We start from the raw sequence: 22,237 nt of genomic DNA on the forward strand, positions 1-22,237 counted from the left end.
TTAAGCTCTGTCGTTTCCTTCTGATCAGGGACGACCCATGCCCCACGACCTGTCCGCCGAGCGGCAGGCCTGGTTGGCGCTGATGCTGCTAGACGGCGTTGGCCCCCGTTTTTTCCAGCGCTTGCGCTCCTTCGCCTTATCCCCCACCGACTTTCTGATTGCTCGCCCCGAGACGCTGGCGCCACTGCAAATGACCGCATCGACCCTCGCCGACCTGCGCCGCTGGCAGCGGGGGGATGCCGAGCTGCACCAGCGTCTGCAGATGGCGCTGCAGTGGCAGAGCCATGAGGGCCGCCAGTTGCTGTTTCTGGATGACGCCGAGTATCCGCCGTTGCTGGCGGCCATCAGCGACCCGCCGCCGGTGCTCTTTGTGCGCGGCAACGCAAGCGCCCTGCACGACCCGCAAATCGCCATGGTCGGCACGCGTCACCCCAGCCCGCTGGGTGCAGAAACAGCCCGGCGCTTTGCCCGCAGCTTTACCGCCAGCGGGCTCACGGTGACCAGCGGCATGGCCATGGGCGTTGATGGCGCCTGTCATCAGGGCGCGCTGGACGCCGCCGGGCAAACGGTGGCGGTCTGGGGTACCGGGTTGGATAATTGCTATCCGCGCCGCCACCGTAAACTGGCTGAAGCGATTGTGGATAGCGGTGGTGCTCTGGTGTCCGAGCTGTGGCCGGATGCCGGCCCGCACCCGGCGCAGTTCCCGCGCCGTAACCGCATCATCAGTGGCCTGAGTCTGGGCACGCTGGTGGTCGAGGCCAGCCTTAACAGCGGCTCGTTGATTACTGCCCGGCTGGCGCTGGAGCACAACCGCGAAGTGTTCGCCATGCCCGGCTCGATTCATAACGTGCAGGCCCGTGGCTGCCATCTCCTGCTGCGCGAGGGGGCGTGTCTGGTCGAGCAGGTGCAGGACGTACTGGATGCCCTGCGGCTGCCGCTGACGGCGGCGCTGGAGGAGCCAGAAGCCAGCGCACAGAGCGCCCCGGATACCCCGCTCTGGCGCTGGCTGGGCACTGATCCGGTCAGTCCTGATTGGCTGGCGCAGCAGTCTGGCCTGGGCGTGCCCGAGGTGCTGCAGCAACTGCTTGATCTGGAGCTGGACGGTCGGGTGCTGGCCGCGCCCGCCGGTTATTGTCGCCGTCAGCCTTGAGCGCCGGGCCATGCTCGGCTACTGTCGCAGGCAATCAATCGAGGTGGAGTTCACATGCTGGCAAACTGGCGCATTACCCGTCTGAACCGCTTGCTGCAGGCAGGTGGTGTGATTGCCTATCCGACCGAAGGTGTCTGGGGGCTGGGCTGTAATCCGTGGAATGGCTCGGCGGTAGAGCGCTTGCTCGACCTCAAGCAGCGCCCGGTGCACAAGGGGCTGATTCTGATTGCTGGCGAGATCGAGCAGTTTGATTTTCTGCTCTGGGACTTGCCTGATGCCCAACTGGCCAAGCTGCGCCTCTCCTGGCCTGGCCCGAACACCTGGCTGGTGCCGCATCAGGGCCGCCTGCCCGAATGGATTACCGGTGCCCACGACACTGTCGCGCTGCGGGTGACCACCCATCCCGTTGTCCGTCAGTTGTGTGCGGCAGCCGGGCCGCTGGTATCGACCTCGGCCAACCCGGCTGGTCGTCCGTCGGCGCGTTCCCGGCTGCGGGTCGAGCAGTATTTTCACGGTGAACTGGATGCCATTGTGCCTGGTGCGTTGGGTGGCGCGCGTAATCCCAGTATCATTCGCGATCTGCAAACCGACCAAGTCATACGCGGCGCCTGAGCCGCTCGGGGGAGATTCCACGTGAAACAGGACCAGCCCAGCGCCGCCGATGTTGCCGCGGTAAAAGCCTATCTGATGGATCTGCAGGATCGCATCTGCAGCGCACTGGCGGCCGCTGACGGCCGCGAGCAATTCAGCGAGGATGCCTGGGAACGCCCCGGCGGCGGCGGTGGCCGCTCGCGCATCATCACCGACGGCGCGCTGCTGGAAAAGGGCGGTGTCGGCTTCTCCCACGTTTTTGGTGACGGCATGCCGCCCTCGGCTACCGCGCACCGCCCCGAGCTGGCGGGTCGTCACTTCCAGGCCATGGGCGTGTCGCTGGTAATGCACCCGGAAAACCCCTTCGTGCCGACCTCGCACGCCAACGTGCGGTTCTTTATCGCCGAGAAAGACGGCGCTGATCCGGTCTGGTGGTTTGGCGGCGGCTTCGATCTGACGCCCTACTACGCCAATGAAGAAGACTGCGTGCACTGGCACCGGGTTGCCCGTGACGCCTGCGCGCCCTTCGGAGACGACGTCTATCCGCGCTACAAAAAATGGTGCGACGAGTACTTCTACCTCAAGCACCGTGGCGAGGCCCGGGGCATCGGTGGCCTGTTCTTCGATGACCTGAACGAATGGGGTTTTGAGCGCAGCTTCGCCTTCCTGCGCGCCATCGGCGACGCCTATCTTGAGGCCTATCTACCGATTCTCGAACGCCGCCGTAACAGCGCCTGGACGCCCGAACAAAAGCAGTTCCAGGAATTCCGTCGTGGCCGCTACGTCGAGTTCAACCTGGTCTACGACCGCGGCACCCTGTTCGGTCTGCAGACCGGCGGGCGCACCGAGTCGATTCTGATGTCGCTGCCACCGACCGTGCGCTGGGGCTACAACTGGCAGCCCGAGCCGGGCAGCCCGGAAGCCGAGCTGACCGAGCGCTACCTCGCCCCGCGTGACTGGCTGGCAGGAGACGCCTGATGGACCGTTACGCCGTTGTCGGCAACCCGATTGAGCACAGCAAGTCGCCGCTGATCCATGCCATGTTCGCCGAGCAGACCGGTCAGCAGCTGGAGTACGGCAAGCTGCTGGCGCCGCTCGACAACTTCATCGGCAGCGTGCGCGACTTTCTGCGCGAAGGCCGAGGTGTCAATGTCACCGTACCGTTCAAGGAGCAAGCCTGGGCGCTGGTGGATGAACACACCCCGGCGGCCGAGCGCGCCGGCGCGGTCAACACCATCATGCGCCGTGAAGATGGCAGCCTGCTCGGTGACAACACCGACGGTAAGGGCCTAGTGCGCGACATCCAGGTCAACGCCGGGCGGTCGCTGAAAGGTTTGAGTGTGCTGCTGGTCGGTGCCGGCGGTGCCGCTCGCGGGGTAATTCAGCCGCTGCTGGCGGCAGGTCCGCAGCATCTGTGCGTGATCAACCGCACGGTCAGCAAGGCAGAAGAGCTGGCGGCGCTGTTTGTCGATCAGGGGCCGATTGCCGCCGCGGGTCTGCAATGGCTGGTAGAGCCGGTCGATCTGATCATCAATGCGACGTCAGCGAGTCTGGCCGGTGAATTGCCGCCTATTCCGGACAGCCTGATCAAGCCCGGCCACACCTGGTGCTACGACATGATGTACGGCGCTGAAGAAACGCCGTTCAACCGTTGGGCCAGCGAGCGCGGCGCGGCGCGCTGCATCGATGGCTTCGGCATGCTGGTGGAGCAGGCCGCCGAAGCCTTTGCCCTGTGGCGCGGCGTCCGTCCGGACACCGCGCCGGTACTGGCCGCGTTGCGTCAGGCCTGACGCGGCATCGCAGCGGCCAGCTCGGCAGTCAGCTCGAGCGCCGCTGCCACGCCGCCCTGCTGCAGCGCCTCAATCAGCGCTGACCCCACCACTACCCCATCGGCGACCTGTGCCAGCGGCGCGGCTTGCTCGGCCCGGCGTACGCCGAAACCAACGCAGATCGGCACTGTGCTCTGCGCGCGAATGCCGTCCAGTGCCTGCGCCACGGCGGTGTGATCCGCTGCACCCACCCCGGTTACGCCGTTGTGTGACACGTAGTAGAGAAAGCCGCTGGCGCGATCCAGCACCTTGGGCAGGCGCTGGGCGTCGGTGGTGGGTGTCGCCAGGCGGATCATCTGCACGCCGTAGTCGCGGGCCATCGGCCCCAGTTCGTTGTCGTGCTCCGGCGGCAAATCAACCACCAGTAGCGCGTCGACACCGGCTGCAGCTGCATCACGCACAAAGGCTTCGCCACCATAGCGGTGAATCGGGTTGTAGTAGCCCATCAGCACCAGCGGCGTGCTCTGGTCCTGCGCGCGGAAGGCGCGCACCAACTCCAGCGTGCGCTGCTGGTTTTGTCCGCCTTGCAGGGCGCGCAGGGCGGCAGCCTGAATGGTCGGGCCGTCGGCGGTCGGGTCACTGAACGGCATGCCCAGTTCGATGATGTCGGCGCCTGCGGCAGGCAGCCCTTTCAGAAGTTCCAGACTGGTGTCGAAGTCCGGGTCACCGGCGCAGATATAGGTCACCAGCGCGGCGCGGTTGTCGCGGGCGCAGTCGGCAAAGCGTTGTTCGAGACGGCTCATTGTGCTTCCTCCATCAAACCCGGCAGGCTATGAGAAACTATCTGCGTTGCACCTGCTGCGTTAAAAACAGGCTCAAAATGCTCATTTATCAGGCATAAACTGCGCTTTTTCGCCTGTTTTTGCCTTGCATGTCCTGCCTCGAATACGTTTCTCACAAGCCTGCCTCCAGAATCGTCGGCATATCCTTGTCACCACGGCCAGACAGGCAGACCACCATCAGGTGATCTTTTGGCAGCGTCGGTGCGCGGCGGGCGACTTCGGCCAGCGCGTGTGAGGTTTCCAGCGCCGGGATGATGCCTTCGGTGCGGCAGCAGTTGTGGAAGGCGTCCAGCGCCTGCTGGTCGGTTACCGCAACGTATTCGACGCGGCCCTGCTCGTGCAGCCAGGCGTGTTCGGGGCCAATGCCGGGGTAGTCCAGACCGGCGGAGATCGAGTGGGCGTCGGCGATCTGACCGTCACCGTCTTGCAGCAGGTAGGTGCGGTTGCCGTGCAGCACGCCGGGCGTGCCGCCCTTCAGGCTGGCGGCGTGCTTGCCGGTGTCGATGCCGTGACCGGCCGCTTCCACGCCGACCATCTGCACCTCGGGGTAATCGAGGAACGGGTGGAACAGGCCCATGGCGTTGGAGCCACCGCCGATACAGGCGACCAGGCTGTCGGGCAGACGGCCTTCGCGTTCCAGCATCTGCTGGTGCGCCTCGCGGCCGATGATCGCCTGAAAGTCGCGTACCAGCGTCGGGTAGGGGTGCGGACCGGCCACGGTGCCGATCATGTAGAAGGTGTTGTCGACGTTGGTTACCCAGTCGCGCAGCGCCTCGTTCATGGCGTCTTTCAGGGTGCCGGTGCCGGAGGTGACAGGCACGATCTCGGCGCCCAGCAGGCGCATGCGGGCGACGTTGTCGCGCTGACGGTGAATGTCGGTCGCGCCCATGTAGACCACGCATTGCAGGCCGAAGCGCGCGCACACGGTAGCTGTGGCCACGCCGTGCATGCCGGCACCGGTCTCGGCGATGATCCGCTGCTTGCCCATGCGGCGGGCCAGCAGAGCCTGACCGATGCAGTTGTTGATCTTGTGCGCGCCGGTGTGATTCAACTCTTCGCGCTTGAAGAAGATCTTCGCGCCGCCGTACTGCTCGGTCAGCCGCTCGGCGAAATACAGCGGGCTGGGGCGGCCGACGAACTCGGCGTTGAACTGATCCAGCTCGGCGATGAACGTGGGCTCGGCACGGGCCTCGTTGTAGGCCTGTTCCAGCTGCAGCACCAGCGGCATCAGCGACTCGGCCACAAAGCGGCCGCCAAACTGGCCGAACTGACCGAGCGCGTCGGCCTCACGGCGATAATTTTGATCGGGCATGGCATACCTCCTGAAGAATGCAGGCAGGTTAGGGCAGACAGCGTGCGGAAAAAATCGATAAGATGGCCGCAACCTGTGAGAAAAAGTGACAAGTTAAATGGCCCGACATCTCCCCTCATTGAATGCCTTGCGTGCCTTTGAAGCCGCCGCCCGGCTGGAAAGCGTGAGTCAGGCGGCGAGTGAGCTGCACGTCACCCACGGCGCGGTCAGTCGGCAGATTCGTCAGCTTGAGGACGAACTGGGCGTCGCGTTGTTCAGCAAGGCCGGGCGTGGCATCAGCCTGACTCCGGCTGGCCGTCAGCTGCGCGATGCCTGCCGCGATGCCTTTGGCGGCCTGCGCGAGGCGTGCTCCGCGCTGCGGCAAAATCAGCAGCAAGCGCCCTTTCTACTTGCCTGCCCCGGCAGCCTGCTGGCGCGCTGGTTTATCCCACGACTGGACCGCCTGAACGCCGAGTTGCCGGAGCTGAACCTGCACCTGTCTGCCTCTGAAGGCGAACTGGACCCGCGCCGCCCCGGCGTCAGCGCCACCCTGCTCTATGCCGCGCCACCGTGGCCGGCCGACATGCGGGTGTATCCATTACGCCAGGAGCGCATCGGCCCGGTACTCAGCCCGCGCTACGCCGGAGCCGCCCGGCTGCTGAACCAACCCGCCGAGATACTGTTGGGAGAAGCCCTGCTGCACACTCGCTCGCGCCCCGGTGCCTGGACCGACTGGGCCGATCTGCAGGGCTTGGACGCTAGCCAGTTGCGCGCCGGTCAGGGCTTTGAACATCTGTACTACCTGCTGGAAGCGGCGCTCTCCGGTCTTGGCGTGGCCATCGCGCCGCAGTTGTTGGTCGCCGACGACATCGCCGCTGGCCGCCTGCTTGCGCCCTGGGGCTTTGTCGAGACTCGCCACCAGCTCGGTCTCTGGGTGCCTGAGCGCCAGCCGCAGGGCCCGGCGCAGCAATTGGCCGATTGGCTCGGCAACGGCCTGCAGCAGGCCGACGCATGAAGCGCCTCGCGATTCTTGGTCTTGGCGCCTGCCTGCTTTGGCTGTCGGGCTGCAGCTCGGTCGGCTACCTGTATCAGAGCTGGCAGGGCCAGCGCGCGTTGATGGCGCGTGCCGAACCTATCGAGCAGGTGATTGCCGACCCGCAGACCGATCCGCAGCTGGCCGAACGCCTGCGCACCGCCAGCCAGATTCGCCAGTATGCGGTAGCGGCGCTGGCGCTGCCGGATAACACCACCTACACCCGCTACGCCGCGTTGCCCGGCGCCTATCCGTTGTGGAATCTGTTCGTCACCGACGAGCTGTCACTGCAAGCTGTGCCGCACTGCTACCCGTTCTTCGGCTGCATCGCCTACAAGGGCTACTTCGACAAGACCCGCGCCGAGCAGGCCGCCGCGGACTGGCATGAGCGTGGCAAGGATGTTTATGTCGCCGGCATCCCCGCCTACTCCACCCTCGGCTGGTATGACGACCCGCTGTTCAGCTCCATGCTGCACTGGAGCGACGACTATCTGGCCGAGATGCTGTTTCACGAGCTGGCGCACCAGCGGTTTTATGCGAAGGACGACACCGCCTTCAACGAGTCCTACGCCAGCTTCGTCGGCCAGCAGGGCCAGCGTGAATGGCTCAAGAGTGCGGGGCGCGCAGCCCACGATCCGGCCGGGCGCGAGCGAGAGCGGGCGTTTGTTGAGCTGGTACTGGCGGCGCGCAGCGAGTTGGAGACGCTCTATCAGAGCGATCAGTCAGACGCCGCCAAGCGCCCCCGCAAGGCCGCGATCCTCGCCCAGCTGCGCAGCGACTACGCCAGCCTGCGTGACAGCGAATGGGGCGGCGACAAACGCTTTGATCACTGGTTTGCCGCAGACCTGAACAATGCTCGCCTGTTGCCGTTCGGCCTTTACGACCAGTGGGTTCCGGCGTTTGAGTGTCTTTATCAGCGCAGCAATGGCTGGGCTGACTTTCACCAGCGGGTGGAGGCATTAGGCGCGTTGGCGCCCGAGGCGCGCACCGCCGCGCTAGGGCAGCAGTGCGGCGAGTAGCAGCGCATCACAGCTGCTGACAGAAACGCGCCATCGCCTGCGCCAGCTCGCGCAACGCCGGGTTCAGGCGTTGGCGATGAATCAGCAACAGGTGCACGGGCGCCAGTTCGCCCGGCAGCTCCGGCAACAGTTGCACCAGCTCGCCCGAGGCGAGTTCGCGGGATACATCCAGATAAGACTTGTACGCCACGCCCAGCCCGCGCAGCGCCCACAGCCGCACCACATCGCCGTCGTCGCTGATGCGCGTACCACGCACCTTGATCTGAGGCTCGCCCGGCAGGTCGAAGCGCCAACGGTCGTGCACCGCGTCGCCCAGTCGATAGAGCAGACAGGCGTGCTGTTGCAGCTCGGTCAGCGAGCCGGGTTTGCCGTGACGGGCCAGATAATCCGGTGAGGCGACCAATACCCGGCGGTTGTCCGGGGCCAGCGGCAGGGCGATAAAGCGCGAGTCTTCCGGCTGACCATAGCGCACCGCCAGATCAATCGGCTGCTGGTACAGATCCGCCACCCGGTCACTCACCTGCATCTCCAGCCGCACCGCCGGGCGCTCGGCCAGATAGTCCTCCAACCAGTCGAGCAGATGGCTGCGCGCCAGGTTGGATGGCAGGGTCAGGCGCAGGGTGCCGGTCAGCGCGTGGGCGTCGGCGTCCAGCGCCTGTTCGGCGTCACGCAGGTGCTGCCAGGCTTGGCGGGCGTCGGGCAAAAAGCGCTCACCCGCTTCGCTCAGGCGCAGGCGGCGGGTGGTGCGCTCGAACAGCCGCACGCCCAGCTGCGCTTCCAGCCGCTTGATTGCCGCACTGGCAACCGCCGGCGCCACGTCCAGCTGGCGCGCCGCGGCAGAAAAGCTGCCGGCGTCTACCGTAGTGAGGAACAGCGCCAAGTCGTCGAGTCGTTGGATTTTCATCGTAATCAATAAAGTGATTTGCTTTTGCGCATCTTTTTCTTCGCATCCGCGCAAGTCAAGCTGTACGCAACTGACCGAACAGCCCCGGAGGCACCCGAATGAAAGCGATTGGATACTTTGAAGCTGGCGCGTTGGACCGCGCCGATGCCCTGATTGACCTGGAACTGCCCATGCCCGCCCCCGGCCCGCAGGACTTGCTGGTCAAGGTTGCCGCCGTGTCGGTTAACCCGGTTGACACCAAGATTCGTTCGCGCCGCTCTGCCACTGGCGATACCCCGGAAGTCATCGGCTGGGACGCAGTCGGTGAAGTAGTCAGCTGCGGCGCGTCCGTATCCGGTTTTGCCGCTGGCGATCGGGTCTACTACGCCGGTGCGCTGGAGCGGCCCGGCAGCAACGCCGAGTATCAACTGGTCGACGCCCGCATCGCTGCCCACGCGCCGCTGTCGCTGTCCGCCGCAGAAGCCGCTGCGCTGCCGTTGACCGCAATCACCGCCTGGGAGCTGCTGTTTGATCGCCTGGGTGTGAGTGAGGGCGGCGGTGAGGGCCAGACCCTGCTGGTGGTTGGCGCCGCTGGTGGCGTCGGCTCGATTCTGGTCCAGCTCGCCCGCCAGTTGACCAAACTCACCGTGGTCGGCACCGCCGCCCGCGCCGAGAGCGTCAAGTGGGTGCAGGGCCTGGGTGCACATCACCTCATCGACCACAGCCAGCCGTTGCTGCCGCAGTTGCAGGCGCTGGGTATCAAGGAGGTCGAACTGATCGCCTCGTTGACCCACACCGATCAGCACTACCCGCAATACGGCGACTGCATCGCCCCGCAGGGCCGCCTCGGCGTGATCGATGACTTCGGCCCGCTCGACATGAGCGTGCTCAAGCGCAAGTGCGCGTCTTTCCATTGGGAGTTCATGTTTACCCGCAGCATGTTCGAAACCGCCGACATGGCCGAGCAGGGTAAGTTGCTGCAACGGGTCGCCGAACTGGTCGATGCCGGCACCCTGCGCAGCACCCTGGGTGAGCACTACGGCGCGATCAACGCGGCCAATCTCAAGCGTGCGCATGCGTTGCTGGAGAGTGGCAAGGCGCGGGGGAAATTGGTGTTGGAGGGGTTTTGAGCGCCTGTGCGCCTGCTATCCAGACTGGCGTTATGCACTAGGCATGCCCCCCCCACACGTCATCCTCGCGTAGGCGAGGTTCCATGCGGCTCAGCGGTCACTTCGGCGCTGTCTGATCATCCGCTTTTCGCCTTCACGGCGAGCCAAAGGGGGCCGCTTGCCCGGCCCCCCTTGGCGATCCCCCCGGGCACCCGACTACGCGGCCCTTCGGGTTCGCTGCGTTGCTCTATTTATCGGGGAGTCATAAAACTCGTCGCTGCGCTCCTCAGACATCCTATGACTCTTTTTCCCGATAAATCTGCGCTACTCGCCCGCGTAAACGGGGATTGGGTCCGTGCATGCTTCACGTCGGACTGACTCGCCTCTCCACGGCATGCCGTGGCCGTGGGGCCTGTGACGTTCTGCGCAGACCATCCCTCCCAGGTTGCCCGCGCACCATCACGGTGCTAGTCTCACCAAACCGTCAAACGGCAACCTTTCGTTTTTACCTGTCCAGAGTGACCGCATGTCCACTGCCCAGACCACCGCTGTTGTAAACCGCCCCGCGCTTGCCGGTGTGGTTGCGCGTGTGCAGGCTGCCGTGGCCTGCCTGCCGGTCACCCCTCCTGGCGTAGCCATCGTGGCTGCAGTGGCTTCACCGCCACCGGCGCACTGATCTCACTACCCCTTTTCTGATTTCTGTTCTCCCTGACTGGCGTGATGCCGTGGGGCGAACCTGTGTCCTGACAGGTGACATATGTTTATTCAACGTTTGAACTGGGCCGCCATTGGCCCGACTGCGCTGTTCGTGCTGCTCTGGAGCGCCGGCGCGATCTTCTCCAAATGGGGGCTGGAACACGCCTCCGCCTTTGCCTTTCTGCTGCTGCGCTTTGTACTCGCCTGCGCCGCCCTCGGGTTGCTGGCGCTCACCCGGCGCCGCTGGTTGCCGGCGCGCGGTACCCGCAAGCAAGTAGCGCTGGTCGGGGTGCTGCTGACCGGCGGCTACACCATCTTCTACCTGCTCTCGCTGGACGCCGGGCTCACGCCCGGGGTGCTGGCAACGGTGCTGGGCGTGCAGCCGATCCTTACCCTGATGCTGGTCGAACGCCGCGCCAACCTGTTGCGGGTATTGGGTTTGCTGCTGGCGCTCGGAGGCCTGACGCTGGTGGTGCTCGACAGCTTGCTGGCGGCGCGTTTTTCGCTGCTGGGCATCGCCCTGTCGCTGGCGGCTTTGCTGTGCATCACCCTGGGTTCTATCTTCCAGAAGGGGATTCAACAATCACCCATGGACGTACTACCGCTGCAATACGCCATCGGCCTGCTGATGTGCGCGGTGGTTGCGCCCTTTCAGCCGTTTGAGGTGGAGTGGAGCGTCGGTTTTATCGTGCCGCTGTTGTACATGGGCGTATTGATCTCGGTCGGCGCGACCCTGTTGCTGTACCGGCTGATCCGCATGGGCAATCTGGTCAACGTCACTAGCCTGTTCTACTTGATGCCCGGCTGCACCGCGCTGCTGGATTTCCTGTTCCTGGGGAATCGCATGGCGGCGTTGAGTCTGTTGGGGATGGGGGCGATTGTGGTGGGGTTGGTGTTGGTGTTCAGGCGGAAGTGACGTTTCAGCACAGCTGACACATCGCTTCCGTAGGGGCATGGCATGCCGTGCCCGTGCTGTCGGCAACCCCGTGCTGCAGTTAGAAATCTGCATTGCTCTTTAACCCGTCTTTCGCCTTCACGGCGAGCCAAGGGGGGCCGCTTGCCCGGCCCCCCTTGGCGATCCCCCCGGGCACCCGACTACGCGGCCCTTCGGGTTCGCTGCGTTGCTCGGTCTGGCGGGGAGCCGTAAAACTCGGCGCTTCGCGCCTCAAACATCCTACGGCTCTTTTTCCCGCCAGCCCTGCGCTACTCGCCCGCGTAAACGGGGATTGGGCCCGTGCATTCTGCTTTTCATATGTAACTCTTATAACTGATAGCTCTTTGCAAGCCCTAAATACCGACAGTGGACCAAGGTTGGCAGCGAAAAAAAGAAATTGGAAAGCTGGGGCAGTTGAACATTAACGTCGCAAATATTAATCTGACCCCGTTTCTTATAACTCGATCCATGTTTTCGGTAACTTATAGGGCTCTAGATAGGGTCTAGTTTGTGCGCAAATAATTTGGTTCGGATGAAAATTAATTGCGCAGAAATTTTCAGCCGTCCCGGCTTATTTCCGAAAAAATTTTACTGAACTAATTATCTTCATCGCTTCTGGGTGGAGCCCATCCTGCGGCATAAAGTATGGATCTTTCGTTAATCAACTTGTTGCTTGTTTTTTCGTCGACTAAAACCTCATTTCGACTTACTCTATGGGGTTTGTAGCCACTCTTAAGGCCCATGCCAATTCTTGGTGTGTCACGATAGGGGTTTTCCAGCTTATCCACATTTAATTGCTCGATAAGGCGAGTCATTCGCTCCTTTTCTGTCTCGACTCTGAATCGCTTTTTTTTAATGGTTTCAAAGGGGCGTGTCTTTGGCTTCAAAAAAGGATAAATTTCGCGGACCTTATTGCAGTCTCGCTTGATGGCTCGTTCAATTGTTTTGTTTCTAGCGAATCCAGACTTCAACGAGTTGTGTATTTTTATGCTTTCGATCAAAAAACAAAGTCTGTTTAAGTGATCTAAACTCTCAGCCTCGCTATCTTTAAACTTTCTAAAACTTGCCCATGCTTTGCGCAACTTTCCGGCGCGCCAATTGCAGGTGTCAATATATGATTTTTTCTCAGTTCGCTTAAGCTCTTAGATTTTTTTATGGTAAGTACATGTAGGCGAGGGTCAATCTCTTCAATAATATCTTGGTTTCGAAATCTGGCCAGATAGTTTAGAAATTGAGCCAGCTCATACAGTCTGTCGTTGCCCTCAGCTCGCACAAGTCCGGCATAATAGCTTTCTTCGCCCGGAGCTAAGGGCGGAATGTTTATATCTCTGCAGAACTCTTTGCTATCGTCTGGAATTGCTGTTTTCATGTGGAATTTCCATTTTTCAAATTCTAGCTAACTAGACGTTCAGCATTTCAAACTAAGCTATTCGACGAGCGTAGATATAGTTTATAGCAGTTGCCACATTATCAACGTTACCAGATTATCGACTGCATTGGCTTCCGGCACGCTCGTGTTCTCAATTTGCGAGCAGACGTAGACTGTTATTTCATCATGCCGACGCCTAGCGCCTAGTGAGCGCGGCAATGAAGGTATGCCGCTACGAGGGATGCGATAGATAGTTGCGGCTGCCGATGGTAGTAATACTTGCCCCCAACGCATTCCATAGTGATAGCTTCCCGCTTCCCGCTTCCCGCTTCCCGCTTCCCGCTTCCCGCTTCCCGCTTGACGCACCAGCGTTCACTGGCTTACCTTTACGTTAACGTAAAGCAGCCATCAAAGACGCTCCATGACCCAGACCTACAGCATTTCCGACCTCGCCCGTGAGCTGGATATCACCACGCGGGCGATTCGTTTTTATGAGGAGCAGAACATGCTCAGCCCCGAGCGTCGTGGGCAGGAGCGGGTTTATAGTCCTCGGGACAAGGTGATTCTCAAGCTGATTCTGCGTGGTAAGCGCATTGGGTTTTCGCTGGCGGAGTGTCGGGAGCTGATTGAGCTGTACGACCCGGGCCACGGCAATCGTAAGCAGCTGGAAACCTTCCTGGACAAGATCACCCAGCGCCGTGCGCAGCTGGCGCAGCAGTTGCTGGATATCGAGCAGATGCAGATCGAGCTGGATACCGCGGAGGAGCGCTGTCGAACGGCGCTGGAACAGACCCGCTAGCCGTCCGCTCTCCCTTTTAAAGCCTAAATAAAAACAAATACAGGTGACCCCATGCATTACCCATCGCTGAACTTCGGTCTTGGCGAGACCATCGACATGCTGCGCGAGCAGACCCGCAATCTGGTTGATGGCGAGCTGGCAACCCGTGCCGCCGAGATCGACCGGGAGAATCAGTTTCCGCAGGATATGTGGCGGCGCTTTGGTGACATGGGGCTGCTGGGTATTACCGTGCCTGAGGAGTACGGCGGCTCGGGGCTGGGGTATCTGGCGCATGTGGTGGCGATGGAGGAGATCAGCCGTGGGTCGGCGTCGGTGGGTTTGTCCTACGGGGCGCACTCGAATCTGTGCGTGAACCAGATCAACCGCAATGGCACGCCAGAGCAGAAGGCGAAGTACCTGCCCAGGTTGATCAGCGGTGAGCACATCGGGGCGCTGGCGATGAGCGAGCCGAACGCTGGTTCCGATGTGGTCAGCATGAAGTTGAGGGCTGAGCGCCGGGGCGATCACTTCGTGCTCAATGGCAGCAAGATGTGGATCACTAACGGCCCGGACGCGCACGTTTACGTCATCTACGCCAAGACCGAACCGGAGCTTGGCCCTCACGGCATCACCGCTTTTATCGTCGAGCGCGACTGGGCTGGCTTCTCCCGTAGCCCCAAGTTGGACAAGCTGGGCATGCGCGGCTCGAACACCTGTGAGCTGGTGTTCAACAACGTCGAGGTGCCGGTGGAGAACATCCTTGGTCAGTACAACGGCGGCGTGAAGGTGCTGATGAGCGGGCTGGATTACGAGCGCGTGGTGCTCTCCGGTGGCCCGACCGGGATCATGCAGAGCTGCATGGACGTGGTGGTGCCCTATATCCACGACCGCCAGCAGTTTGGCCAGAGCATCGGCGAGTTTCAGCTGATTCAGGGCAAGGTCGCCGACATGTACACCCAGCTGAACGCCAGCCGCGCCTATCTCTACACAGTGGCGCAGGCCTGCGACCGTGGCGAGACCACCCGCAAGGACGCCGCCGGGGTAATTCTCTACACCGCCGAGCGCGCGACGCAGATGGCGCTGGACGCGATCCAGATTCTCGGCGGCAACGGTTACATCAACGATTACCCCACCGGTCGCCTGCTGCGCGACGCCAAGCTGTACGAGATTGGGGCGGGCACCAGCGAGATTCGGCGGATGTTGATTGGACGGGAGCTTTTTAATGAAACGCGGTGAGGCAGCTGCAAGCTACAAGCGGCAAGCCAACCCCGGCCACTCCACGGTTTTTACCGGACGAGAGTCCAACGCTTATCGTGGCTCCGTGCCCTTAACTCCCAGACAGCTCAGTGCAGCTTGCGGCTTATAGCTTGCAGCTTGCAGCTGGCCAGGGAGCGTGCGCAATGACCCTGCTAACAACCCAAATCAACCCAACCTCCACCGAGTTTCAGGCCAACACAACGGCCATGCGCTCCCTGGTCAGCGACCTGCAGCGGCTGCTCGCAGCCGTTGCCGAGGGCGGTGGCGATGCGGCCAATGCGCGACATCTGGCGCGTGGCAAACTGCTGCCGCGCCAGCGCGTGGATGCCCTGCTCGACCCCGGCTCAGCCTTTCTGGAGATCGGTCAACTGGCCGCCCATGAGGTCTATGGCGAGTCGGTGCCGGCCGCCGGGGTGATCGCCGGTATCGGTCGGATCGAGGGCGTTGAGTGCATGATCATAGCCAATGACGCCACGGTGAAGGGTGGTTCCTACTATCCGCTGAGCGTGAAGAAGCACCTGCGGGCGCAAACCATCGCCCGTGAGAACCGCCTACCCTGCGTCTATCTGGTTGATTCGGGCGGCGCCAACCTGCCGCGTCAGGACGAGGTGTTCCCGGACCGCGAGCACTTCGGGCGGATCTTCTTTAATCAGGCCAATATGAGCGCCGCGGGCATTCCGCAGATCGCCGTGGTGATGGGCTCGTGCACCGCCGGTGGCGCCTATGTGCCGGCGATGGCCGACGAAACCATCATGGTGCGCGAGCAGGCGACCATCTTCCTCGCCGGGCCGCCGTTGGTGAAGGCCGCGACTGGCGAGGTGGTCAGCGCCGAGGCGCTGGGCGGCGCCGATGTACACTGCCGCACCTCCGGGGTGGCCGATCATTACGCCGAGAACGACGAGCACGCGCTGGCTCTGGCCCGCCGCTGCATCGCCAATCTGAACTGGCACAAGCAGGGCGAGCTGAACCGGCGCGCCGCGCTGCCGCCACGCTATCCGGTGGAGGAGCTGTACGGGGTGATTCCGGCTGACAGCAAGCAGCCGTTCGACGTGCGCGAGGTGATTGCGCGGCTGGTCGACGACAGCGCGTTCGATGAGTTCAAGGCGCTGTTCGGCACCACGCTGGTCTGCGGGTTTGCGCACCTGCACGGCTACCCGGTGGCGATTCTGGCCAACAACGGCATCCTGTTTTCCGAGGCCGCGCAGAAGGGCGCGAACTTTATCGAGCTGGCCTGCCAGCGCGGCATTCCGCTGCTGTTCCTGCAGAACATCACCGGCTTTATGGTCGGCAAAAAATACGAGGAAGGCGGCATCGCCAAGCACGGCGCCAAGCTGGTAACCGCTGTGGCCTGTGCCCGGGTGCCCAAGTTCACGGTGATCATCGGCGGCAGTTTTGGCGCCGGTAACTACGGCATGTGCGGCCGCGCCTATGACCCGCGCTTTCTCTGGATGTGGCCGAACGCGCGCATCTCGGTGATGGGCGCCGAACAGGCCGCGGGCGTGCTGGTGCAGGTCAAGCAGGAGCAGGCCGAGCGCAGTGGCGAGCAGTTCAGCGCCGAGCAGGCCGAGGCCTTGCGCCGTCCGATCCTCGATCAGTACGAACGTCAGGGCCACCCCTATTACGCCAGCGCCCGCCTGTGGGACGACGGCGTGATCGACCCGGCGCAGACCCGTGATGTACTCGGGTTGGCGATTTCCGCCGCACTCAACGCACCGATCGAAGCGACCCGCTTCGGCGTGTTCCGCATGTAGCCTGCGGGCAAGCGAGATGACGACCATGAGTCAGTACCACACCCTGGAACTGGAATTTTCCGCGCAGGGCATCGCCACCCTTTGGCTGGCACGCCCTGACAAGAACAACGCCTTCAACGCCGAGATGATCCGCGAGCTGCTGGATGCGCTGGATGCGGTGGCGGCTAACCCGGCGGTGCGCTTTATGTTGCTGCGCGGCCGCGGCAAGCACTTTTCCGCCGGTGCCGATCTGGCCTGGATGCGCGACTGCGCGGCGCTGGATTACAACGCCAATCTGGATGACGCCCGCGAGCTGGCGCAGCTGATGGCGTCGCTGGCGCAGCTCAAGGTGCCGACGCTGGCGGTGGTACAGGGCGCGGCCTTTGGCGGCGCGCTCGGGCTGATCAGTTGCTGCGACATGGCGATTGGCGCCGAGGATGCGCTATTCAGCCTGTCTGAGGTGCGCATCGGCCTGCTGCCGGCGGTGATCAGCCCCTATGTCACCCAGGCCATCGGCGCTCGCGCTACCCGCCGCTACGCGCTGACCGCCGAACGCTTTGACGGCCTGCGCGCCCGCGAACTGGGGCTGCTCGCCGAGTGCTATCCGGCGGCTGAGTTGGACGCGGCGCTGGCGCAGTGGGTCGGCAACCTGCTGCAGAACGGCCCGCAGGCGATGATGGCCACCAAGGCGCTGTTGCAGGAGGTCGGGCTGGGTGAAATGAGCACCCCGCTGCGCCGCTACACCGAGGCCGCGATTGCCCGGGTGCGGATCAGCCCCGAAGGTCAGGAGGGCCTGTCGGCCTTTCTGGAAAAACGCCAACCCGACTGGTGCGCGAGCCATGATTGATTCCCTGCTGATTGCCAACCGCGGCGAAATTGCCTGCCGCATCATGCGCACCGCGCGCGAACTGGGTATCGCCACTGTGGCGGTACACAGCGATACCGACCGCGACGCCCTGCACGTGCGCTGCGCCGATCAGGCGGTCAACCTGGGTGGCGCGCGGCCGAGCGAGAGTTATCTGCGGGTTGAGGCGATTATCGCCGCGGCCAAGGCCACCGGTGCCCAGGCGATTCACCCCGGTTACGGCTTTCTCTCCGAGAACGCCGATTTCGCCCGCGCGGTTGATGCCGCCGGGTTGATCTTCGTCGGCCCGCCCGCCAGCGCAATTGACGCCATGGGCAGCAAGTCGGCGGCCAAGGCGCTGATGGAAACCGCCGGCGTGCCGCTGGTGCCGGGCTATCACGGCGCCGATCAGGCGCTGGAGACCTTCCGCGTCGAAGCCGCCAAGATCGGTTACCCGGTGCTGCTCAAGGCTGCAGCCGGTGGCGGTGGCAAGGGTATGAAAGTGGTCGAGAGCGAGGCGCAGCTGGCCGAGGCGCTGTCCTCTGCCCAGCGTGAGGCACAGGCTGCTTTTGGTGATGCGCGCATGCTGGTGGAGAAATACGTGCTGCAGCCGCGCCATGTCGAGATTCAGGTGTTTGCCGACCAGCACGGCAACGGGGTGTATCTGGCCGAGCGTGACTGCTCGATCCAGCGCCGGCACCAGAAGGTGGTGGAAGAAGCGCCGGCGCCCGGCCTGTCGCCGGAATTGCGCCGGGCCATGGGCGAGGCGGCGGTAACCGCCGCGCGGGCCATCGGCTACGTTGGCGCCGGTACCGTGGAGTTTCTGCTCGACGCCCGTGGTGACTTCTTCTTCATGGAGATGAATACCCGTCTGCAGGTCGAGCACCCGGTCACCGAGCTGATTACCGGGCAGGATCTGGTCGCCTGGCAGCTGCGCGTGGCCGCAGGGCAGCCGCTGCCGCTGACGCAGGAGCAGATCGTGCTGCGCGGTCACGCGATTGAAGTGCGGCTCTACGCCGAAGACCCGGAGCAGGACTTTCTGCCCGCCAGTGGCGAGCTGGCGCTGTACTTTGAGCCGGCGGGGGGCGTTGGGCGGCGGGTCGACAGCGGGGTGGTCGAGGGTGACCGCATCTCGCCGTTCTACGATCCGATGCTGAGCAAGCTGATTGCCTGGGGTGAAGACCGGGAAACCGCCCGCCGCCGCTTGCTGGCGATGCTGGCCGAGCAGCAGCTGGGCGGAGTGCACAGCAACCTCGCCTTCCTGCGCCGGGTGCTGGCGCATCCGGCCTTTGCTGCCGCCGAGCTGGACACTGGTTTTATCGCCCGTCATACCGACGTCCTGTTGCCTGCACCGGCCCCGCTGCCCGACGCCTTCTGGGCGCTGGCGGCCCGTGCCTGGTTGCTGACGGCACCCTCTGCTGCGCGGGCTGATGACCCGCACAGCCCTTGGGCCGCTTCCTCCGGGTTGCGCCTCGGACTGGCCGGCGAGCAGCGCCTGCATCTGCGCTGTGGCGAGGCCGAGGCGCGCGCCCTGCCCGCTACCGGTGTCAGCCTGTTGGGTGATCAGTTGCTGGTCGATGGCCGTCGCCACGTCGTGCAGCGGCGCGGTCAGTGGCTGTTTGTCGAGTGGGACGGGCAGCTGCAGCGGGTCACGCAGGTAGACCCGGTCAGCGAGGTAGAGGCCCGGCAACACGGCCACGGCGGGCTGACAGCACCGATGAACGGCAGCGTGGTGCGGGTGCTGGTCGAGCCGGGTCAGCAGGTGGCTGCCGGCGAGTTGCTGGTGGTGGTCGAGGCAATGAAAATGGAGCACAGTATTCGCGCTGCCGAGGCCGGAGAGGTCACGGCCGTTCACTGCGCCGAGGGTGATCTGGTTGACGAAGGCCGGGTGCTGGTGGCGCTGCAACCGCTCGCTGAGGAGGCAACGGCATGAGCATGCCGCAACAGGTGCGACTGGTCGAAGTGGGCCCGCGCGATGGCCTGCAAAATGAAAAACAGCCGATCAGCGTTGCCGACAAGGTGCGTCTGGTCGATGACCTGAGCGCCGCCGGGCTGCGTTATATCGAAGTCGGCAGCTTCGTCTCGCCCAAGTGGGTGCCGCAGATGGCCGGCTCGGCTGAAGTATTTGCTGCGATCCAGCAACAGCCCGGCGTGACCTACGCGGCGCTGGCGCCGAACCTCAAGGGGTTTGAAGGGGCGCTGGAAGCCGGTGTGAAGGAAGTGGCGGTGTTTGCCGCGGCCAGCGAGGGGTTTTCCCAGAAGAACATCAACTGCTCGATTGCCGAGAGTCTGCAACGCTTTGAACCGATCATGGCGGCGGCCAGGGAGCACGGCGTGCGGGTGCGCGGTTATATCTCCTGCGTGCTCGGTTGTCCGATTGATGGTGACGTGGCGCCGGAGCAGGTGGCGGCGATTGCCCGCGAGCTGCTCGACAGCGGCTGCTACGAGGTGTCGCTGGGCGACACCATCGGCGTCGGCACTGCGGGTGATACCCGGCGGCTGATCGAGGTGGTTGGCCGCGATATCGACCGCAGCTTGCTGGCCGGGCATTTTCACGATACCTACGGGCAGGCGCTGGCGAACATTCACGCCAGCCTGCTGGAAGGCGTGGCGGTGTTCGACAGCTCGGTCGCCGGGCTGGGCGGTTGCCCGTATGCCAAGGGCGCGACCGGCAACGTCGCCAGCGAAGACGTGCTCTACCTGCTCAACGGGCTGGGGATCGAGACGGGCGTCGATATGGCCGCGCTGGTGCAGGCCGGGCAGCACATCTGCAACGTGCTGGGCAAAACCAACGGCTCGCGCGTGGCGCGGGCCTTGCTGGCGCGGGAGCAGGCATGAGCAAACCCTTGTGGCGGCCGTCGCCCGAGCGGGTTGCGGTCAGTCGGATGGATGCCTTCCGGCGCTTCGTTAATCAGCGCCACGCTCTGGCGCTGGCTGACTATGCGGCGCTGCATCAGTGGAGCGTCAGCGCGGTTGCGGATTTTTGGCAGGCGGTGGCCGAGTTTTTTGCGGTGGACTTCAGCACGCCGCCGCAGCGGGTGCTGGATAACGCAGACGCTATGCCGGGCGCGCAGTGGTTTGCCGGTGCCGAACTGAATTTTGCCGCCCATCTGCTGCGGCGTCGCGACGATCATCCGGCGCTGGTGGCGATCAGCGAAGACGGCCAGCGTGAACAGCTGAGCTACGCCGAGCTGGCCGCGCGGGTAGCTGGGCTGCAGCAGCATCTGCTGGCGCTCGGTGTGCAGCCCGGTGACCGTGTTGCGGCGCTGATGCCCAATACCTGGCAGACCGTGGTGGGTATGCTGGCGGCGGCCAGTATTGGCGCGGTCTGGTCATCCTGCTCGCCGGACTTTGGTGTGCAGGGCGTGGTCGACCGCTTCGGGCAGATCGAGCCGCGGGTACTGATTGCCTGCAGCGGCTATCGCTACGCTGGCAAGCAACTGGACATCAGCAGCAAGCTGGCGGAAATTCTGCCGCAGCTGGCTGGCCTGCAGCAGCTGATCGTGGTGCCTTATGGTGGCGTGCAGCCGTGTTTGGCGGAGTTTGCGTCGGTGGTATCCACTGTTCACTGGGACCACGTCAGTCAGCCGGCCGGCAGCCCGGCGTTCACTGCCCTGCCCTTTGCCCAGCCGCTCTACATCCTGTATTCCAGCGGCACCACCGGAGTGCCCAAGTGCATCGTCCATGGCGCTGGCGGCACCCTGCTGCAGCACCTCAAGGAACACGGCCTGCACACCGATCTCGGCAGCGAGGACGTGCTGTTCTACTTCACCACCTGCGGCTGGATGATGTGGAACTGGCTGGTCTCCGGGCTGGCGCTGGGTGCGACGCTGGTGCTGTATGACGGCTCACCGTTTGAGCCTGCTAGCAGGCCTTTGAAAAACGTGGGCGAGGCAGCCAGCGCAAGGCAAAAACAGGCGAAGAAGCGGAGTTTACATGGTGTAAATGAGCATTCTGAGCCTGTTTTTAACGCAGCGAAGGCAACGGAGGTAGGTTTTCAACGGCCTGCGGCGGAGAGGCTGATCGACCTGATCGACGCGGAAAACATCAGCGTATTCGGCACCAGCGCCAAGTATCTCGCCGCGCTGGAAAAGGCCGGGGTCGAGCCCAACCGCAGCCACCAGCTGAGCCGCCTGAAGGCGGTGCTGTCGACCGGCTCACCGCTGGCGCACGAAGGCTTCGATTACGTCTACCGCGGCTTCAAACCGGACCTGTGCCTGTCGTCGATCTCCGGCGGCACCGACATCGTCTCCTGCTTTGCTCTCGGCAACCCGACCGCGCCGGTCTGGCGTGGTGAGCTGCAGTGCAAGGGCCTGGGCATGGCGGTCGAGGTGTGGGGTGACGAAGGCCAGCGGTTCAGTGAAGGCAAGGGCGAATTGGTCTGCAGCAAGCCCTTCCCGTCGATGCCGCTGGGCTTCTGGAAGGACGAAGACGGCAGCCGCTTCCGCGCCGCTTACTTCGAGCGCTTCCCCGGCGTCTGGGCGCACGGCGATTACGCCGAGGAGACGCCGCACGGCGGGCTGATCATCCACGGTCGCTCAGACGCGGTGCTCAACCCGGGTGGTGTGCGTATCGGCACCGCGGAAATCTACCGGCAGGTGGAAAAGGTCGAAGCGGTGCTGGAATCACTCGCCATCGGCCAGCAGTGGCAGGGCGATGTGCGGGTGGTGCTGTTTGTGCGCCTGCGCGACGGCGTGACGCTGGATGCGGCGCTGGAAGCCGAGATCCGCCAGGTCATCCGCGCCAATGCCACCCCGCGTCATGTACCGGCGAAGATCATCGCGGTTACGGACATCCCGCGCACCCGCAGCGGCAAGATCGTCGAACTGGCGGTGCGCAACGTGGTGCACGGGCTGCCGGTGAAAAACACCGACGCCTTGGCCAACCCCGAGGCGTTGGCGCTGTTCCGCGACTTGCCCGGCTTGCAGTAGCCGGGCAAGTC

Annotated in this window: 20 protein-coding genes; 16 read left to right on the forward strand and 4 right to left on the reverse strand. The window is 63.7% G+C overall.

All coding sequences use genetic code 11. The features are described from left to right. Positions 1-37: 37 nt before the first annotated feature. From dprA to aroE, 4 genes are read left to right on the forward strand one after another with little or no spacing between them, the layout of a single operon-like run. Positions 38-1,150 (forward strand): DNA-processing protein DprA, encoded by a 1,113-nt coding sequence (gene dprA, locus BM116_RS03230; RefSeq protein ID WP_090474979.1) that lies wholly within the window; start codon positions 38-40, stop codon positions 1,148-1,150. Between the two features lie 54 nt (positions 1,151-1,204). Then, positions 1,205-1,762 carry an L-threonylcarbamoyladenylate synthase type 1 TsaC gene (locus BM116_RS03235; protein WP_083728804.1) on the forward strand — a complete coding sequence of 186 codons (558 nt, stop codon included), beginning with the start codon at positions 1,205-1,207 and terminating at the stop codon, positions 1,760-1,762. 21 nt (positions 1,763-1,783) lie between these two features. Continuing rightward, positions 1,784-2,719, forward strand: a complete 936-nt coding sequence (hemF, locus tag BM116_RS03240) for an oxygen-dependent coproporphyrinogen oxidase (protein WP_268874562.1) — start codon at positions 1,784-1,786, stop codon at positions 2,717-2,719. Then, positions 2,719-3,531 (forward strand): shikimate dehydrogenase, encoded by an 813-nt coding sequence (gene aroE / locus BM116_RS03245; RefSeq protein ID WP_083728802.1) that lies wholly within the window; start codon positions 2,719-2,721, stop codon positions 3,529-3,531. Before hemF ends, aroE begins: the two co-directional genes overlap by 1 nt. Here aroE and trpA read toward each other — a convergent pair. Next, positions 3,522-4,313, reverse strand: a complete 792-nt coding sequence (gene trpA, locus BM116_RS03250; protein ID WP_083728800.1) for a tryptophan synthase subunit alpha — start codon at positions 4,311-4,313, stop codon at positions 3,522-3,524. The genes aroE and trpA overlap by 10 nt on opposite strands. A 151-nt stretch (positions 4,314-4,464) precedes the next feature. Beyond that, positions 4,465-5,664 carry a tryptophan synthase subunit beta gene (gene trpB / locus BM116_RS03255; protein ID WP_083728798.1) on the reverse strand — a complete coding sequence of 400 codons (1,200 nt, stop codon included), beginning with the start codon at positions 5,662-5,664 and terminating at the stop codon, positions 4,465-4,467. A gap of 97 nt (positions 5,665-5,761) precedes the next feature. Here trpB and BM116_RS03260 point away from each other — a divergent pair, with 97 nt between their 5' ends. Together BM116_RS03260 and BM116_RS03265 are read left to right on the forward strand one after the other, a co-directional pair. After that, positions 5,762-6,658 carry a LysR family transcriptional regulator gene (locus BM116_RS03260; protein ID WP_139057025.1) on the forward strand — a complete coding sequence of 299 codons (897 nt, stop codon included), beginning with the start codon at positions 5,762-5,764 and terminating at the stop codon, positions 6,656-6,658. After that, positions 6,655-7,695, forward strand: a complete 1,041-nt coding sequence (locus BM116_RS03265) for an aminopeptidase (RefSeq protein ID WP_083728796.1) — start codon at positions 6,655-6,657, stop codon at positions 7,693-7,695. Before BM116_RS03260 ends, BM116_RS03265 begins: the two co-directional genes overlap by 4 nt. A 7-nt stretch (positions 7,696-7,702) precedes the next feature. Here the strand turns inward: BM116_RS03265 and BM116_RS03270 are convergent, their stop codons facing one another. Continuing rightward, positions 7,703-8,599: a LysR family transcriptional regulator gene (locus tag BM116_RS03270; RefSeq protein WP_090474981.1), complete on the reverse strand. Its 897-nt coding sequence runs from the start codon at positions 8,597-8,599 to the stop codon at positions 7,703-7,705. A 98-nt stretch (positions 8,600-8,697) separates the two neighbouring features. Between BM116_RS03270 and BM116_RS03275 the strand changes: the two genes are divergently transcribed. The 3 genes from BM116_RS03275 (at position 8,698) to BM116_RS03280 (ending at position 11,299) form a co-directional block, all read left to right on the forward strand. Next, the gene (locus tag BM116_RS03275; RefSeq protein WP_083728794.1) at positions 8,698-9,708 is read left to right on the forward strand and encodes a zinc-binding alcohol dehydrogenase family protein; all 1,011 of its coding nucleotides are present in this window, start codon (positions 8,698-8,700) and stop codon (positions 9,706-9,708) included. Between the two features lie 505 nt (positions 9,709-10,213). Then, on the forward strand, positions 10,214-10,363 hold the full coding sequence (locus tag BM116_RS18790) for a hypothetical protein (RefSeq protein ID WP_160003172.1): 150 nt from the start codon (positions 10,214-10,216) through the stop codon (positions 10,361-10,363). An 81-nt stretch (positions 10,364-10,444) separates the two neighbouring features. Next, positions 10,445-11,299, forward strand: a complete 855-nt coding sequence (locus BM116_RS03280) for a DMT family transporter (protein WP_083728792.1) — start codon at positions 10,445-10,447, stop codon at positions 11,297-11,299. A gap of 1,042 nt (positions 11,300-12,341) precedes the next feature. Here the strand turns inward: BM116_RS03280 and BM116_RS18635 are convergent. Next, positions 12,342-12,686 (reverse strand): hypothetical protein, encoded by a 345-nt coding sequence (locus tag BM116_RS18635; RefSeq protein ID WP_139057024.1) that lies wholly within the window; start codon positions 12,684-12,686, stop codon positions 12,342-12,344. Between the two features lie 421 nt (positions 12,687-13,107). Here BM116_RS18635 and BM116_RS03285 point away from each other — a divergent pair, with 421 nt between their 5' ends. The 7 genes from BM116_RS03285 to BM116_RS19085 all read left to right on the forward strand — a co-directional run bounded on the left by BM116_RS03285 (position 13,108) and on the right by BM116_RS19085 (position 22,226). Further along, positions 13,108-13,485 (forward strand): MerR family transcriptional regulator, encoded by a 378-nt coding sequence (locus BM116_RS03285; RefSeq protein ID WP_083728790.1) that lies wholly within the window; start codon positions 13,108-13,110, stop codon positions 13,483-13,485. Between the two features lie 51 nt (positions 13,486-13,536). Further along, positions 13,537-14,700, forward strand: a complete 1,164-nt coding sequence (locus BM116_RS03290) for an isovaleryl-CoA dehydrogenase (RefSeq protein WP_083728788.1) — start codon at positions 13,537-13,539, stop codon at positions 14,698-14,700. Positions 14,701-14,864: 164 nt separating this feature from the next. After that, on the forward strand, positions 14,865-16,472 hold the full coding sequence (locus BM116_RS03295; RefSeq protein ID WP_083728786.1) for a carboxyl transferase domain-containing protein: 1,608 nt from the start codon (positions 14,865-14,867) through the stop codon (positions 16,470-16,472). A 25-nt stretch (positions 16,473-16,497) separates the two neighbouring features. After that, on the forward strand, positions 16,498-17,298 hold the full coding sequence (locus BM116_RS03300; protein ID WP_083728784.1) for a gamma-carboxygeranoyl-CoA hydratase: 801 nt from the start codon (positions 16,498-16,500) through the stop codon (positions 17,296-17,298). Beyond that, positions 17,291-19,228 carry an acetyl/propionyl/methylcrotonyl-CoA carboxylase subunit alpha gene (locus BM116_RS03305; protein ID WP_083728782.1) on the forward strand — a complete coding sequence of 646 codons (1,938 nt, stop codon included), beginning with the start codon at positions 17,291-17,293 and terminating at the stop codon, positions 19,226-19,228. The genes BM116_RS03300 and BM116_RS03305 overlap by 8 nt, the downstream gene beginning before the upstream one ends. Next, positions 19,225-20,133, forward strand: a complete 909-nt coding sequence (locus tag BM116_RS03310) for a hydroxymethylglutaryl-CoA lyase (protein WP_083728780.1) — start codon at positions 19,225-19,227, stop codon at positions 20,131-20,133. The genes BM116_RS03305 and BM116_RS03310 overlap by 4 nt, the downstream gene beginning before the upstream one ends. Next, complete coding sequence (locus BM116_RS19085) at positions 20,130-22,226, forward strand: acetoacetate--CoA ligase (RefSeq protein ID WP_235846681.1); 2,097 nt, start codon at positions 20,130-20,132, stop codon at positions 22,224-22,226. Before BM116_RS03310 ends, BM116_RS19085 begins: the two co-directional genes overlap by 4 nt. Positions 22,227-22,237 lie beyond the last annotated feature (11 nt).

This window comes from Halopseudomonas pachastrellae, assembly GCF_900114765.1.
GTDB classification, from domain to species: domain Bacteria; phylum Pseudomonadota; class Gammaproteobacteria; order Pseudomonadales; family Pseudomonadaceae; genus Halopseudomonas; species Halopseudomonas pachastrellae.